Genomic DNA, 16,547 nt, shown 5'->3' on the forward strand with positions numbered 1-16,547 from the left:
CAAGAGCGCTTGCCTGTTTTCTTACTTCAACCCTTTAAGATTGATTAACGGACAATACCTCTCGATATTGGGAAGCTGCTGCAACCATGTTGCGCAGGGCAGCTACGGTTTCATCGCGCCCGCGCGTTTTCAATCCGCAGTCGGGGTTGATCCAGAACAGTTCGGGATCCAGTACGGACAACGCACGCTTAATCATCTGGGTCATCTCATCGACTTCCGGAACGCGCGGGCTGTGAATATCGTAAACGCCAAGGCCGATGCCATGATCATACGTATGCTCCTCGAAGCTCCCGATCAGCTCGCCGTGACTTCGTGAAGTCTCGATGGATATCACGTCGGCATCCAGGGCGCGAATGGAATCGATAATGTCATGGAATTCGCAATAGCACATATGGGTATGAATTTGGGTTGTATCCTTCACGGATGAGGTGGACAGACGGAATGCCTTCACCGACCAATCCAGATATGCCTGCCAATCTTCACGCTTAAGCGGCAATCCTTCACGAAGAGCCGGCTCGTCAACCTGGATCATCTCGATGCCTGCTTGCTCCAGTGCGTTAACCTCAAGTCGGAGAGCCAGGGCGATCTGATAAGCGACCAATTCTCTTGATATGTCGTCGCGAACGAAGGACCAGTTCAGGATCGTGATCGGTCCGGTTAACATCCCCTTGACGGGTTTCGAGGTCAGGCTCTGTGCATATACGGTTTCCTTCACGGTCATCGGGTTCACGAACTCAACGTCTCCATAGATGACGGGAGGTTTGACGCAGCGCGATCCGTAGGACTGAACCCAGCCGTTAGCTGTAAAGGAAAACCCATCCAATTTTTCTCCGAAAAATTCCACCATATCAGTCCGTTCAAACTCCCCGTGAACGAGAACATCCAGGCCGATGTCTTCTTGAATCTCAATCCAGGCGCGAGTTTGCTCGGCGAGGAAGGTTTCATACTGCTCGGCAGACCATTCGCCACTTCTCCAGTTCTTCCGGGCCTGCCGAACTTCGGTCGACTGAGGGAAACTTCCGATGGTTGTGGTAGGGAGGAGCGGGAGATTCCATTTCTTCTGCTGGGCTTTGCGCCGCTCTTCAAACGACAGCGCTCGAGTCGGATTCAATCCGACAACCTTGGACGTTTCTTTCTGTACCTGTTCGTTATTCCGCAGCGATGATTGATTCATGGCGGCTACGGCCTGGTTATGCTCTTTCAGCTGCTCGGAAACGGATTCAATCCCATTATTATTGAGCGCGCTAGTGAGCAGCGTCAATTCGTCCAGCTTCTCATTGGCAAAAGATAACGCCTGGCGAAGTACGGGGTCCAGCTTATCCTCATAAGCTGTGGATACGGGAACATGGAGCAGGCTGCAGCTCGGCTGTATCACATATTGAGAAGGCTTCACCTTTTGGGAGAGGGTGTCCAGCAATTCCAGCTTGGCATCGAGATCTGAACGCCAGATGTTACGCCCGTCGATAAGACCAACCCCCAGTACCTTATCCTCAGGAAATCCGTGCTTGAGCAGCTGTTCGGTATTACCATCCAGGCCGTGTACGAAATCAAGCCCGATGCCTTGCACTGGCAAGGAGATGATCTCTACATAATGGCTGACCGAATCGAAGTAGGTTTGGAGCATGATCCGGATCGCCGGAGCCGCTGCATGAAGTTTTTTGTATACGGATGATACAAGCGCCAATTCATCTTTGGTTAATGAAGTAACCAGAATCGGTTCGTCGAACTGCACCCACTGAACACCTTCCTGCTCCAGCTCCTTCAGGATTACCGCATACAGATCCGTGAACTGGTCCAGCAAGGACTCGAATTGATCCGGGGTGTAGCCTTTAGACAGCTTAAGGAAGGTATAGGGACCGACAAGAACAGGTTTACCTTCGATACCTAGCGAGGATTTGGCTTCACGGTAAGCTTTTAGCGGCTTGTTGACCGTAAGATGTGGTTTGGCATCCTGAAGTTCCGGTACAATGTAGTGATAGTTCGTGTTAAACCATTTGGTCATCTCGCACGCGGCAGCACCATGACTGCCGCGAGCCATGGCAAAATAGACACTCAGCGGTACAGGACCACCATCGTACTTGAAACGCTGTGGCACCAAGCCAAACATCACCGACATGTCGAGCATATGGTCGTACATTGTAAAATCATGAACCGGAATAAGGTCGATGCCTTTCTCCTGTTGAATGCGTAAACGGTCCAACCGAATGTCGTCCAACTTGGATAGAAGTTCGTGTTCCTCAAGCTTGCCGCTCCAGAAGGATTCCAATGCTTTTTTCCATTCGCGATTTGCTCCGATTCTCGGATAGCCGAGATTGCTGCTTTGAACATTTGCCATCAATATCTTCGCCTCCACCAACATATTTAAATGACTGAATAAAAAAAGACGCCTTTACCCCGATCAAAATATCAAGGGTAAAGACGCCTCCGTTGTGTACATACGGATGCTGCGATCTTTAACACCTCCCTATCTCCCGTAGGTAAGCAGTGTTGTCAGAATAGGCAGGTCTCCTGGCTCCAGAATCAAGGTCTGCCATGGCCTTCCCGATCAAAAGCTGATCAGTGGCATCATCCGATGGCAAACTCCTCTGTTACAGTGGCGGGACCGCGTTGGTGTTGCACCAAACTTCCCTTTTAAGCTGAAATTGAAGAGGCTTCAACATCAGCACCTATTCCCATTAATTAAATTTGATTGCTGAGTATCAAGGTACAATAAATTCCATAATTATGCAACCTATTTAAATGGAGGTTGTCTTACGCAAAAAAACCGGATCAGAAGATCCGGTTTTTCCATCCCATTAACTTGGCAGCGGCCTCAACATAATAGTAATCGCCATAGATCAGGGAGACGTTGATATTTTGGTCACCAGGCCGATGGCCTGTTGCCTCTTTCAGTATGCCTTCATAATTCGGATCATCCCATTCAGCGTAACGAGTCGTCAAGGAGTCGATGATGCGCAAGGCACTTCTGCGGTACACCGCGCTTTCGGTTTGCGGTACCTGATCTGCGAGTTCAAACAAACCCGAAGCAGCGCAGGATGCTGCTGACGAATCTCGGGGTTCTGCCGCAATGAAGAGAGATTCAGCTGATTGATGGGTTGCTGCTGTTGCGGGTGTTTCCAGCTTCTCGGGTTCCGCACGAAAATCCCAGAGCGGTATGGAATCCTCCTCAAGGGACGCGACAAAGAAATGCGCCACGCGTTTCGCGGCGTCCAGATATCGGATATCACCGGTATACCGGTACGTGTTGGCCATGCCATGCAAGGCCCAGGCAGCACCCCGGCTCCAGGCGGATTCGGGTCCCAGTCCTTGTCCTCCGAGCGCTTCCATGAATTCCCCGGTGAACGGATCAAACCGACAAATGTGCCGAACGGAGCCGTCCGGTCTTATAAAATGCTCCACTACCGTATTGGCCTGCTCTCTGGCAATATGCGCATATCTCGGATCACCTGTCTCCTCGGAGGCCCAGAACAGGAGGGAGAGGTTCATGGTGGAGTCAATGATGGACCAGCCTTCATTCCCGTGATTCCAGGAGGTAGGTTTCACCTGATTCCAGGCACGTATAAACCGTCCCGCAGGATTGTATCTTCCAGCCAGCAGGGTAGCGGCCAGCACCCCTCTGCGCCTGGCATCCTGATCCCCGGTCAGCTTATATTTGATTACGGCCGTCGGCAGAAACTGAAAGCCTACATCATGATGAAAGTTGCTCTCTGCAATAATGGCCTGCTCAAGTCTCATGTCCCATTCCCAAGCCCATTCCTTATACTGCGGCTGTTTGGTCATATCATACATAATCCACAGCATCCCCGGCCAAAAACCGGAGGTCCACCAATCGATCCGGGTGGAATCATAGATCCCGTTCTTGGTTGCATGGGGAACCTTGTCTGCCAGCTGCTCCGCCATGCGTGATAGTTTGGCCTCGAGTCGTTCCCATAATAACGCATAGGATGCGATCGCTTCCTGCTGTTGTCCGTTCATCGTAACCCTCCCAGAACTTATGGTATAGATCGGCTGATTTTTCGTTTCTGCTGAGACCTATTGTTCCATAGAAAGGCGATAAATTCTATACGCGGAGCAGAAGAACTATTGAAATAACAAGCCGATGCTAAAAAAACACAAGCAGCCTTCTGCACCTAGAAAAAACACAAGGGAAGCGATCAACTTCCATTGCTGCCCGTACCTGAAAACTTATAGGATAAGGATATTCATCACATCCATTTCATAAGGAGGCGAAAGCCGTTGCCGCAAATTACGATTAAAATGTATGAGGGACGCTCGGATGAGCAGAAGAGCGAAATCATTGATGTTTTTACAAGAGAGTTATCCCGTATTATTGATCGTGAACCCGAATTCATCAGCATCCAGTTTGACGAAATTCCGATAGATGATCATGCACCGGCCAATTTGAGAAACAAGAGGTGAGCACAGATGGCCGAACCAACAAAAGCAGTAAGCAAGGCGCTGCCGGGAAAACATACCAAGCGCAAAAACATATTAGGCTTCATGTGGAAATACAGGGCACTGTATTTCATATCCCTACCAGGTCTTCTGTTCTTCGGATTGTTCAAGTATGTTCCGCTTATGGGCTCTGTCATCGCATTTCAGAATTATAATCTGTTTGCCGGCGTGACCCAAAGTCCATGGGTGGGTCTCGAGCACTTTGAACGGATGTTCCAGCATTACGATTTCTTGAAAATTTTACGCAATACACTTCTACTGGGCACGTACGACATTTTGTTTGCTTTTACAGCGCCTATTGTTCTGGCATTACTCCTTAATGAGGTTCGCCAAGTCGTTTACAAGAAGATTGTGCAGACCATTTTCTATGCGCCGCACTTTTTATCATGGGTCATTGTAAGCGGTATCTTTGTTGGCATTCTGTCTCCATCATCCGGGATCGTAAATGTGATGCTGGGCTGGTTCGGCATGGAGCCGATCTATTTTCTTGGAGAGGATTCCTATATTCGTTCTGTGCTGGTGGGCTCCGGATTATGGAGGGACGTCGGATGGGGGACCATCATCTATCTCGCGGCACTTGCAGGTATCAACCCGGATCTCTACGAAGCCTCCGATATTGACGGAGCGGGCAGATGGCGTCAGACCCTCAGCATTACGCTGCCGGCATTGCTTCCTGTTATTACGATCCTGTTCCTGCTCAAGATTGGGGATTTCATGGATTATGGATTTGAACGCGTCTTTGTGTTTCAGAACCCGCTTAACATTCAATCCAGCGAGATTCTGGATACGTACATTTATAAGGCTGGCCTGCAGCAGCTTCAGTACAGCTATGCAACAGCCATCGGGGTGTTCAAATCCGTTGTCGGCTTGTTCCTGATCTCGATAGCAAACACCATCAGCAAGAAAGCGACCGGCGAGTCGCTGTATTAGAGGGGAGTGACATCCAACGTGAAATATGACAGTGCAGGCAGAAAAATGTTTCTTGTATGCAACTATATTATCCTTACCTTTCTTGCACTCACCATGCTGTTCCCTTTTCTCAACGTGATCGCTCAGTCGTTCAGCAGCCCAGGCGCTATTGACCGGGGAGAGGTCATGTTCTGGCCGGTGGAGTTTACGTTTGCTTACTACCAGCATGTATTCAATGACGTCTCCATTTGGAGAGCTTTTGGAATCAGTGTTTATATTACAGTGTTCGGTACCTTCATTAATCTGGCAGCTACTGCCTCACTGGCGTATCCACTGTCCAGACCCGAGTATGTAGGCAGAAAAACGATCATGATCATCATCCTGATGACGATGATTTTCACGGCGCCGCTGATTCCGCAATTTATTCTGATGCGTGAGCTGAATCTGGTGAACACACTGTGGTCGTTGATGCTGCCAACAGCAATCAGTGCATTCAATCTGTTTGTGCTTCGAACCTTCTTCACCCAGATTCCGAATGAACTGATCGACTCGTCCCGTATTGACGGATGCAGCGAGGTCCGCACATTATGGAGCATCGTGCTTCCGCTGTCGAAGCCGGCATTGGCGACGGTAGGCATATTCTACTCGGTGACCAACTGGAACAAATACATGGATGCACTCTACTATATCAACGATCGAGCCAAATATCCCCTTCAGGTGAAGTTAAGAGAGCTGCTCGTGAACGAAGGATTGACCGATACAGGCAACCTTGCGTTTGAAGCAAGCTCCCAGTCCGTGCAAGGCATCCAGATGGCGGTTATTCTGGTAGCCACGGTGCCCATCATTCTCCTGTATCCGTTTCTGCAGCGGTTCTTCATTCATGGGATGATGATCGGGTCGATCAAAGAATAATTCAGTGGAGTAGTCCAAAGCGTGATCCTAAAAAAACGACAAACCGAGCCAAAGACATTCCTTGTTCCCGCCCTGACGGCTCTCTATACTGATATTAAGTTTGAAAGCGCTATTATGAGCGACTATATTAGCTTGAAAAGAGGGGTAATCATGAGAAAAAGGTGGACGCGCGCGCTCACGGCAGGTCTTGTTCTGACCATGCTTGCTGGCTGTGCGGGCAACAATGGAGGCGACGCCGGGACCCATGCCGGTGGCGGTAAAACAGAAGGCGGGGAAGCAGCGGGAGCAACAAAATTCTCCATCTCGATGCGGACGCTCAACGTATCCTACGTGGAGAAGAATGCGGATATCAACAAGGATAAATATGTGCTGGAGCTGGAGAAAAAGACGAATACGGACCTTGATATCCGTCTCATTCCACATAATGAGTACCAGGATAAAATGGTGCAGATGTTTGCAACGAACGACATTCCGGATGTGGTGCAGGGAACTGGCGGAATCAGCGGCCCTGAGCTGGCTGGCGCTGTCGAGAACGGAGTGTTTCTGCCGCTGAACGATCTTCTGCAAGAGCACGGGCAGGATCTGCTCAAGTTTATCCCGGAGGAAGCCTGGAAGCGGATGACGGACTCGAAGACAGGCAACATTTACGGGATTCCCGAAATTCTCTCCAATCCATCCAGACGGGCAACATGGATTCGTACCGACCTGCTGGAGAAGGTGGGCAAGGAAATTCCGACAACGGTTGAGGAGACGATGGACGTACTCCGCGCGTTCAAAGAAGCCGGGGTGGAGCAGCCTTATGCCGGTCGCCAGAACTTCAAATATGCCGATACCTTCTTCGGCGCTTATGACGTACTGGGCTATCTGAACCAGTTCAAAGTGTTCCCGGACGGGAAGGTGAAGCCTACCTTCTTCGACGAGGAGAATATGAAGCAAGCGATTGGAATCTATAAGACAATGCATGAAGAAGGACTGATCAGCAAGGAATTTGCCACGATCGAGAGCGCTGATTTCAAGTCCATCGTAACGAGCGGCAAAGCTGGCATGTGGTCCATGAATGCGAATGAGCTTCCGATCTGGGGAACCCAGCTCACCGAGAATGTACCGGATGCCAAAGTAGCTCTGATTCCATCTCCGGTAGGACCTGATGGCAAGGGGGGCTATGCCCATTATAATCCGGTCACCCGTTCTTTCTTCATTAACGCCAAAGCGAAGGATAAGGCGGAGGATATCGTGAAATTCTTCAACTGGATGGTCAGTGAAGATGCGGAATTGTTCTTCAGCTTCGGGATTGAAGGCGAGGATTATCAAGTGACCGATGGCAAGCCGGTCTTTGAGGTTCCGACGGATGCCGCCGGCGCGGATAAAATGCGGTATTTGAACTACTGGCTGTGGCTGGTGCAGGATACAACGTACAACAAGCGCGTATCCGAGCTGTCCGATTCCGGCAAGGAACTGATCAGTGCCTTTGATAACATGCTATCGAAGGAAGGTCGCCGCGGGATCGAGTTCGATCCGAGACTGGAAGCGATGGTTAAGTACCCCGAGCTGAATCCGAAATCGGATGAACTTCCGCCTCTGATCCTGGAACATGTCCTGCGCATGGTATACGGCAGGGAGCCGATCGAAGATTACGGCAAGGTGCTGGAAGAATACCTGTCCAAAGGCGGCAACGAGATTATTGAAGAAGCAACGAAACGATTTAACGAAAAAGAAAACGCTTTCGAATAAGCAGAGCATGTTTTAGTATAGTGTTGAAGAATGACTCCTCTGCTTGAATCAAGCAGAGGAGTATCTTGCTAAAGCTAAACTACTCTCGCTGCTTTCGAAAGGGGAACGGGTAATGTACCGCATTCTGGTCGTTGATGACGAACCTATGATAAGAATGGGCTTGGCGAAACTGATCACCCAGGCGGATCCTTCGATGATTCAAGCGGATACGGCCGAGAACGGCATTGAAGCATTGGAATCGATCCAGACGACACGACCGGATTTCATTTTCACGGATATCAAAATGCCAAAGATGGACGGCCTGGAGCTGAGCAAGCAGCTTTATGAGAAATATGGCGACATTACGGTGGTGGTTATCTCCGGTTACGGAGATTTCGAATACGCTCAGAAATGTATGTCGTATGGGGTTAAGGAGTATTTGCTTAAGCCTGTGACCAAATCGGTGGTACATCACACGATGAATAAACTGATGTCGGACCGGAAATCGATGCAGGAGAAACAACGAATGTATTTCCCTCTGTCCAAGCTGGAGAATTGGCTGGAGCAGCTGGAGCTCGCCGTATGGCATTTGCAAATGAATGACATCCAGGCCAAACTGCAGGAAATTGAGGATTATTGCAATGAGCGCAGGCTTGAAGCCATTCAGCTTCAGGAATTGCTGGATGAGCTCTACGCGAAGCTGATCAAGCAGCTAAACGGCAGGGATGTGTATTCGTTTGAGTCTTTGGCAGGAATGCCCGAATCGGAAGCTGGCGTGAAACGCAATACCTTTGAGGATTTCCGCCAGGCAGTGGATCAGACGGTGAAGCTCATTCGGGAGAAGCGAAAAGGCAATGCCAAGGAGCCTGTTGAAGAGGCAAAAGCTTACATTGAACGCAATCTGTCCCGGGATCTCTCGCTTGACGAGGTTGCCGATATGCTCGGACTCAACCCGTCTTACTTCAGTCAGCTGTTCAAACAGATGACGGATGAGACCTTTGTCCACTACCGGATCAAAAAAAGAATGGAGAAGGCGAAGAAACTTCTCGCCATCCCGCACTATAAAATAACGGATATATCGTTCGAGGTGGGATATGCGGATCATCCCCATTTCACGAAAACCTTCAAGAAGGTAACCGGGTATACCCCCTCTGAATATCGAGAGCTGCTGGGGATCGAATGATGCGGAGGAGTTTGTCCCGTCAAATTTTTCTGTATTTTTTTATCGTTGTATTGTTCTCGCTTACCACGGTCGGCGTTTTCTTCTACATGAAATCATCTGAAGCGATTGATGAGCAGGTAGAGAAGTATATGACCACCGTGATCACGAACGCCGCAAGACAAACGGACAATCATCTGCAAATGTTTGAGCGGATCAGCAATACAATTCTGCTGCAGGATTCCGTCAAGAAATTTCTGGATATGGACCCTAGCGACAGCTACGAGCATTACAGGTTCACGAATCTCATCCGCAAGGATGTCTTTCAGAAAATTTTCATTCAATATCCGACCCAAACGCACATGATGTATATTTTGGGATTTCACGGCAGGTCGATTTTTGACCAGAATCAGAATTTCTCCGCGATGTCGATTGATCCCACCGATCGCCTCCGGGAATTGATGAAGAAGACCCCGGAAAACGGGGAATTTGTCATCCTGAAGACCAGCTTGCTGGAGCAGGATCGGGATAGCGTGATTACCGTTGCGCGCAAAATCCGGGGGATGAATTCGTACGAGGTAAAGGGCGTGCTTGCGGTTGAGTTCAATGAAGATCAACTGTCCAGCTTATGGAACGGCGTTGATCTGGGAGAGCAGGGCTTCTTCTTCATCCTGGATCGCGAAGGTGAAGTCGTTTATGCGCCCGAGCATGTGGATATGGACGGAATTACGGCAACGGATCTGCCGGAGCGCATTATTGCGAAGGGCGACAATCGCTTCATTGAACCGGTGCTTGGAGACAAAACGATGATCATCTCGCGCCAGTCTGAATATTCGGGCTGGAGTCTTGTCATTATGATGCCGCTGGAAGAGCTGCGGGCTCCCATTTCAGGGATTCGTTCTACCACCATTATTGTAGGTTTGGTCACGTTGATTATTGCGCTCATCCTGGCCTACAGATTTGGCAAATCGATCGTGAATCCTATCCGCAATCTGAAGAATGGCATGAGGCAGACAGAGAAGGGGAATTGGACGCACATCTCTGACGCGAAACCGCGGGAGGATGAAATCGGCGGCTTGATTCATAGCTACAATCTCATGGTCAGCCGGTTGTCCGACATGATCGAGCAGGTGTACGATACGGAGCTTCACAATCAAAAAACGCAGCTGGAGCTGCAGGATATACAGCTTGAGCGTCAGCGGGCAGAGTTTCAGGCGCTGCAGCTGCAGATCAATCCGCATTTCCTGTACAACACACTGGAGACGATCAATTGTTACGCCATCGTCCAGGATTCGGATGAGATCTCGGACATGGTGGAGGCCATGGCCTTCATGCTCCGTTATTCCATTCAGACCAATCTGGAGGAGATCACGATTGCGAACGAGCTTAACCATGTGCGGCATTACATGATGATATTAAAGCATCGCATCGGGCGCGACTTTGAAATCGAGGTAGCCACGCCGCCAGAGCTCTTGCTGGAGAAAATGGTCAGGCTCTCCCTGCAGCCCATCGTCGAGAACATATTCCAGCATGCCTTTCCGGAAGGAATAGAAGCATGGCATTATATCCGCATTGACACGCGGATTGAGCAGGGTAATCTGCTGGTCATGGTGGAGGACAATGGGGAGGGCATTGCAGACAAGAAGCTTCATAATTTGCGCAAGAGGCTGGAGGAGAACCGTCTGGTCGATGATGATGACGGGATGCACGTCCGCCGCAGGGGCGGCATCGGCATCGTCAATGTTCATCGGCGCATCCAGATGGTCTATGGCGAAGAATACGGGATCACGGTTCACAGTTCGCCGGATCAAGGCACAAGAATTGTCATGACTATGCCGCGTATGGAAAGAGTGCGCGAACAAGACAGCAGGCTGAAACAGCTGCAAACCTAATCAGGAGGGATCGACATGCATATTAACTTATCGGGAAGTATTGCTCTGGTCACAGGTTCGAGTGGAGGGATTGGCCGCGCGGTCGCGTTGATGCTGGCAAGAAGTGGAGCCAAGGTGGCGCTGAACTATCTGAACAGCAAGGAAGCCGCAGAAGAAGCTGTTGCCGAGATCAGAGGTTTTGGCGGTGAGGCTCATGCATTTCGCGCAGATGTTACGCATGTGGAGCAGGCAGAGGCACTTGTAAGCGAAGTCGAGAAGGCTTTTGGCGGACCGGTTACGATTCTGGTTAACAATGCAGGGCATTTGGTTCAGCGCCTGTCGAATGCGGAAATGACCGAGGAGCTGTACAACAAGGTAATGGATGTGAATATGAAGAGTACGGTATTCGTCAGCAAAGCGGTCATCCAAGGGATGAAAGCGGCGGGCACCGGCCGTATTATAAACATGACATCGGTAGCCGCTCACAATGGCGGCGGGCCGGGAGCGAGTATTTATGCAGCCAGCAAGGCGGCTGTCCTCAATTACACCAAAGGGCTGGCGAAGGAGCTTGCTTCCAGCGGAATCCATGTGAATGCCGTATCGCCAGGCTTTATCGGACAAACGGCGTTTCATGCTACTTTTACCCCGGATAATGCACGAAAGGCAACGATTCAGGGCATTCCCCTCGGCCGTGAAGGAACTCCGGATGATGTCGCAGGCACCGTGCTGTTCCTTGTATCGGAACTCTCTTCTTATATAACGGGGGAGACGATCGAGATCAACGGCGGCATGTTCATGCGATGAGGGAAGGGATGAAGGTGGCGGCGAAGTTGGGCTCCTATGGGTGGGGCGAACGCACAGTAGATATTCTTAAGGCTGAGCTTGATCAAGTTATCGAACGTGCGCTTGATATTCCCGTTGATCCCGGCGGATGGTGGCACCAGTATGTGTGCCCACGCCATCATACGGAGCTGGTGTTTGATCCGCTTGAAGCCGACGGGAGAACATTCCTCTGCCCTTACGGATGTGAATGGGAAGGGGAGCCCTATCGGGGAGCGTGGCTTGTGTTCAAGCATCAGGCCATGGCCCGATATGTTCTGCAAGCTGCCGCGGTTTATGCCGCCACGGGAGAGAGGGCATATGCTGAGCTTGGAAAAAGACTGATCATACGGTATGCAGAGCAGTTTCCGCTGTATCCTGTACATCCGGAGGCGCAGCCCTGGATGCTGAAGGGGAGGGCGTTCCATCAGGCTTTAACCGAAGCCATATGGGCCACAACACTGCTTCGCGGTTACCTGCTTTTGCGTGATGAGGGTGTTCTGCTTGATGGAGCAGATCAGCAGAAGATGGACTCATTCCTCCAGATGCTGGAGAGCAGCATGACGGAATACCATCACATTTTGACCCAAGAGCGGGGGGATCCCGAGAACAATTACACAGCGTGGTTGATTGCCGCCCTGTTTTGTATTTATGCGGTGCGCGGCGAATCCGATAAACTCAAACATCTGTTGGAGAAGAAGGGCGGCCTGCGGCATCATCTCACTATAGCCGTCCGACCGGATCAGCTCGAATTCGAAGGCAGCATTTACTATCACGTATTTGTCCTCCGCGCTTATCTGATTGCTGCCGAGATGGGAGACAGGATGGGGGAAGGGCTGTATTCCCTGAGAGGGGAGCAAGGTCAATCCATGCAGGGCATGCTGACGGTATTGGTTCGGTTGGCAGACCAGAACGGAAAGCTGCCTGCTCTTCACGATGGTCCCTACCGAAGGGTTCCCTATGCGCGTGAAATTGCCGAGATTGTGGAGATCGGTTTATCGGTATATGGAGATCAGGGCTATCGTGGACTGTTAACCCATGTATATAGGGAAATGAACGGTGACAATGGCAGGATCGGCATGCTGGAAGCCCTGCTGTACGGTACGGGCAGGTGGGATGGAAGAATCGGAACGGCCGCTCCGGGCGTGAAGGATGTTCATGATGGGAGACGAGGAGAGGGAAGGGGGGTACAAGGAGTATGGGAAGCATTCGAGGCCCCGGAAGCCTCGAAAGCATCCAGGGCGCTCGAAGAGCCCGATGAGCCCGAAGCGTTTGAAGCATCAGAAGTTCCCGAAACATCTGAAGCGCCCGAAACAGAAGAAACATCTGAGGTGTCAGAAGCATCCGAAGGCCGAGGCGTGGCAACGATGGATCCGACCGCTGGTGCAGTGCCTTCTCTGGTATTCCCGGACAGCGGGTTCGCACGGTTAAGGACTAACGATACGAGTGGAATCCAAGCGCTTGTTGATTTTGGCCCTCATGGAGGCGCGCATGGTCACTTTGATAAGCTTAATCTAATGCTTCATGTGGGGCATCACCCTCTTTCCCCGGACCGTGGTACGGTCCCTTATGGATCGGTACTGAAAAAAGAGTGGTATCCCCATACCGCCAGCCACAATACCGTGACAGTGGGTGGGCGCTCCCAGCTTCCGTCGCAAGGCAAGTACATGGCGTACCAAGCGGCTTCGGACTGGTCGTATATTTGGGTCAGGGCTGATCAGGCCTACGATCAAGGCGTTCTGGACCGGCATCTCCTATTGACGGAAGACTGGCTGTTGGATTGGTTCGAAGTTGAATTGGAAGAGCCTCAGGCCATCGATTGGTGGTTTCATTATATAGGCAGCGGGAAGGTGAGTGGGGGGGCGGATGCGGTCAGAGACCCTGGAACTACCAATTTCGGAAGCCTGGATGGATATGCGTATATAAAGGAACACCGCAGGCTCCTTATGTCTAAAGACAGCCCGCAGTTGGATCTTCATATCGCCCGAGCGTCGGGTCCTTTAGCGGCAGTATCTTTTGTACCCTTCGAGGGTACGGTGTGCTCCCAGGTGGAGTCACCTGGAATTGCGGATGATCCCACCCGCAGGATGGAAGGCATACGGCTTCATCGGACGGGTTCCAGCGCCCGCTTCATTGCCGTTTACCGAAGAGGCGGCAAGCCGGTCACACTGACATGGAAGCCATCAGGGGATGGGGAATCGCTCAACTTATCCGATGGAACAACCACAAGGAATTTTGGTATGACAAAGAGCGGGTTGAAGGAGAGGATACTCGATGAAAACCTTGTTTGAACCGAAAAGCGGACTGCTGTCCGTACCGTATCAACCAGACGAAGAGACGAAACTGTTAGAGAATCCTCCCCGCTTCACCTGGATGCCAGGACAGCTTGAGAATGATCGGTACATGCTGCAAATCTCGTCTTCGCCTTCATTTGAAACGGAAGTTACAACGACGATAGCACCGATCCCCTACAATTTGTATACGCCGGATCATGCTTTGGAGCCCGGTACCTATTATTGGCGCTATGCATTGCTGATTGGCGAGCAAGCCGATTATACAGCCGAGGATGGCAATAGCTGTTCTTCATGGAGTCAATCCCGCATGTTTCATGTACCGGAGGGGCTTCCAAAAACTCCTTTGCCTGGCCGGGCGGCGCGGTATGAGGGCACGAATACCGGACATCCGAGGCTGTGGCTGGATGCGAGGGGGGTGGAGGAATTTCGCGAACGACTGCGCAACGATGATGACTACTGCGGCTGGCGGACATTCTACGAGAAATCGGTGGTGCCATGGCTTGATAAGCCGTTAATTCCAGAACCCGAGCGCTACCCGGGCAACAAACGCGTCGCGAAGCTGTGGAGAAAAATGTACATGGACTGCCAGGAAGCGCTTTATGCCATCCGGCATTTAAGCGTGGCAGGGGTTATTTTGCAGGATAAAACCATGATTTCCAAAGCGAAGGCTTGGCTGCTTCATGCCGCGAGCTGGGATACGGAAGGTACAACGTCAAGAGATTACAACGATGAAGCCGCCTTCCGCATGGTCGGTGCTATCGCGTGGGGGTATGACTGGCTCCATGATGTTCTGAGCGCTGATGAGATTGATCTAGTCAGAGGGGTCTTGCTGCGGCGTACGGAGCAGGTAGCCTTTCATATTATGGAGCGATCGAAGATTCATCATGTGCCTTATGACAGTCATGCGGTTCGATCGTTGTCTTCCGTGCTTGCGCCCGCCTGTATCGCCATGCTTCATGAAGAGGTCCGGGCACAGGCATGGCTGGATTACACATTGGAATACTATGCTTGTCTCTATTCACCTTGGGGTGGAGAAGATGGAGGGTGGGCCGAGGGGCCGCTTTATTGGACGACCGGCATGGCTTTTGTGATTGATGCGCTGAACCTCATTCGTAATTATGTGTCGATTGATTTCTATGAACGTCCGTTCTTCCGGCGAACGGGGGATTTTCCGCTTTACTGCAGCAGCCCGGATACGATTCGCGCCAGCTTCGGGGACCAGTCCTATCTCGGTGAGCCGGTCAGTCTGAAGACCGCCTTCAATATTCGCCAGTTTGCAGGTATTACCGGAAACGGGCATTACCAGTGGTATTTTGAACAAGTTGCCAGGGCGGATACGGATCCCGATACTAAATTCTACAATTACGGCTGGTGGGATTTCCGGTTTGACGATATGCTGTATCGGCATAATTATCCACAGGTAGAAGCCGTTCCTCCTTCCGTTGCGGTTCCCTCTGTCTTAGACCACACTTCGGAATCGAAGGACGGATCACTTCAAGCCGTCAAGTGGTTCCGGGATATCGACTGGGTGGCGATGCATCACCGGATGGATGATCCGGATGAGCATATCATGTTATTGGCCAAGAGCAGCCGCTATGGCTCGATGAGTCACAGCCATGGTGATCAGAATGGCTTTCTCCTGCATGCCTACGGCGAACCTCTAGCTATTGAGAGCGGTTACTATATCGCCTTTGGAAGCACGATGCATATGAACTGGCGGAGACAGACGCGCTCCACGAACAATATTCTCATTGATGGCCATGGACAGTATGCGGGAAAAGACAAGGTGCTCTGCATGGAAGCGGGCGGGAAGGTTGAACGCGTGGACGCTTCCCCGGGTTATGGTTATACCCGAATGAACGCAACGCAGGCTTATCGGGAGAATGTTCCTTACCTGGAGCGGTATGTTCGCGAAATCTACTTCTTTGATGAGGACTATTTTGTTATTGTGGATACGGTAGACCTTGTTAAACCAGCCAGCATCGAGTGGTTATTCCATACCCTGAACCGGATGAAGCTCTCAGGGCAGACCTTCCGGGTGATGGGCGACAAAGCAGAGATGGAAGGGCGCTTTGTATACAGCTCATCCGGCGATTTATCACTGCATCAGCATAATCAATTCACGGATGTCGAGCCTGAAGAGATCGAGGGGCTTGATAACCAGTGGCATCTGCACGCCAAGACGAAGTCGGCCCAAAGCCATCGGATTGCAACTCTCCTGGTTCCCATGAAGAAGGATGAGAGCAAGTACGTTTCGTATTTCCTGGATGATCAGGACCACGGCGTGCATATTTATTTTACGAATGGAGACGGGAAGACGAGGAAGGTCGAGGTTCCTAAGGCGTACTGAGCTTTAAAGCTGATGTTGTATTGAAAATTCAAAGAGACTTAAACTCCAGCCAATTTTGCTGGGGGTTG

At 51.0% G+C, this 16,547-nt stretch carries 11 protein-coding genes and 1 riboswitch; of the genes, 9 read left to right on the plus strand and 2 right to left on the minus strand.

The genetic code is table 11. The annotated features are described in order from the left end of the window. Nucleotides 1–34: 34 nt before the first annotated feature. Both metE and M2277_RS07010 read right to left on the minus strand, forming a co-directional pair. The gene (gene metE, locus M2277_RS07005; protein WP_280754457.1) at nucleotides 35–2,335 is read right to left on the minus strand and encodes a 5-methyltetrahydropteroyltriglutamate--homocysteine S-methyltransferase; all 2,301 of its coding nucleotides are present in this window, start codon (nucleotides 2,333–2,335) and stop codon (nucleotides 35–37) included. Nucleotides 2,336–2,481: 146 nt separating this feature from the next. Continuing rightward, nucleotides 2,482–2,685, minus strand: a riboswitch (cobalamin riboswitch). Nucleotides 2,686–2,769: 84 nt separating this feature from the next. Continuing rightward, nucleotides 2,770–3,975, minus strand: a complete 1,206-nt coding sequence (locus M2277_RS07010) for a glycoside hydrolase family 88 protein (RefSeq protein ID WP_280754458.1) — start codon at nucleotides 3,973–3,975, stop codon at nucleotides 2,770–2,772. A gap of 261 nt (nucleotides 3,976–4,236) precedes the next feature. Here M2277_RS07010 and M2277_RS07015 point away from each other — a divergent pair, with 261 nt between their 5' ends. From M2277_RS07015 to M2277_RS07055, 9 genes are all read left to right on the plus strand, one after another. Further along, a complete protein-coding gene (locus tag M2277_RS07015; RefSeq protein ID WP_006210547.1) occupies nucleotides 4,237–4,419 on the plus strand; it encodes a tautomerase family protein in 183 nt (60 codons plus the stop codon). A 6-nt stretch (nucleotides 4,420–4,425) separates the two neighbouring features. Next, entirely contained in the window at nucleotides 4,426–5,385 is a 960-nt protein-coding gene (locus M2277_RS07020) for an ABC transporter permease (protein ID WP_051449098.1), read from the plus strand. Nucleotides 5,386–5,403: 18 nt separating this feature from the next. Then, nucleotides 5,404–6,276 (plus strand): carbohydrate ABC transporter permease, encoded by an 873-nt coding sequence (locus M2277_RS07025; protein WP_006210545.1) that lies wholly within the window; start codon nucleotides 5,404–5,406, stop codon nucleotides 6,274–6,276. A 150-nt stretch (nucleotides 6,277–6,426) separates the two neighbouring features. Further along, complete coding sequence (locus tag M2277_RS07030; RefSeq protein ID WP_006210544.1) at nucleotides 6,427–8,007, plus strand: extracellular solute-binding protein; 1,581 nt, start codon at nucleotides 6,427–6,429, stop codon at nucleotides 8,005–8,007. Nucleotides 8,008–8,119: 112 nt separating this feature from the next. Next, nucleotides 8,120–9,169, plus strand: coding sequence for a response regulator transcription factor (locus M2277_RS07035; RefSeq protein WP_148247138.1), 1,050 nt, complete (start codon nucleotides 8,120–8,122; stop codon nucleotides 9,167–9,169). Next, nucleotides 9,166–11,037: a cache domain-containing sensor histidine kinase gene (locus tag M2277_RS07040; RefSeq protein WP_280754459.1), complete on the plus strand. Its 1,872-nt coding sequence runs from the start codon at nucleotides 9,166–9,168 to the stop codon at nucleotides 11,035–11,037. The genes M2277_RS07035 and M2277_RS07040 overlap by 4 nt, the downstream gene beginning before the upstream one ends. A 15-nt stretch (nucleotides 11,038–11,052) precedes the next feature. Then, nucleotides 11,053–11,820 carry an SDR family NAD(P)-dependent oxidoreductase gene (locus M2277_RS07045; protein WP_148247140.1) on the plus strand — a complete coding sequence of 256 codons (768 nt, stop codon included), beginning with the start codon at nucleotides 11,053–11,055 and terminating at the stop codon, nucleotides 11,818–11,820. Between the two features lie 8 nt (nucleotides 11,821–11,828). Then, on the plus strand, nucleotides 11,829–14,126 hold the full coding sequence (locus M2277_RS07050) for a heparinase II/III domain-containing protein (RefSeq protein ID WP_280754460.1): 2,298 nt from the start codon (nucleotides 11,829–11,831) through the stop codon (nucleotides 14,124–14,126). Then, on the plus strand, nucleotides 14,110–16,479 hold the full coding sequence (locus tag M2277_RS07055; RefSeq protein ID WP_280754461.1) for a DUF4962 domain-containing protein: 2,370 nt from the start codon (nucleotides 14,110–14,112) through the stop codon (nucleotides 16,477–16,479). Before M2277_RS07050 ends, M2277_RS07055 begins: the two co-directional genes overlap by 17 nt. Nucleotides 16,480–16,547 lie beyond the last annotated feature (68 nt).

The organism is Paenibacillus sp. LBL, assembly GCF_029893715.1.
Lineage (GTDB): Bacteria > Bacillota > Bacilli > Paenibacillales > Paenibacillaceae > Paenibacillus_AQ > Paenibacillus_AQ glucanolyticus.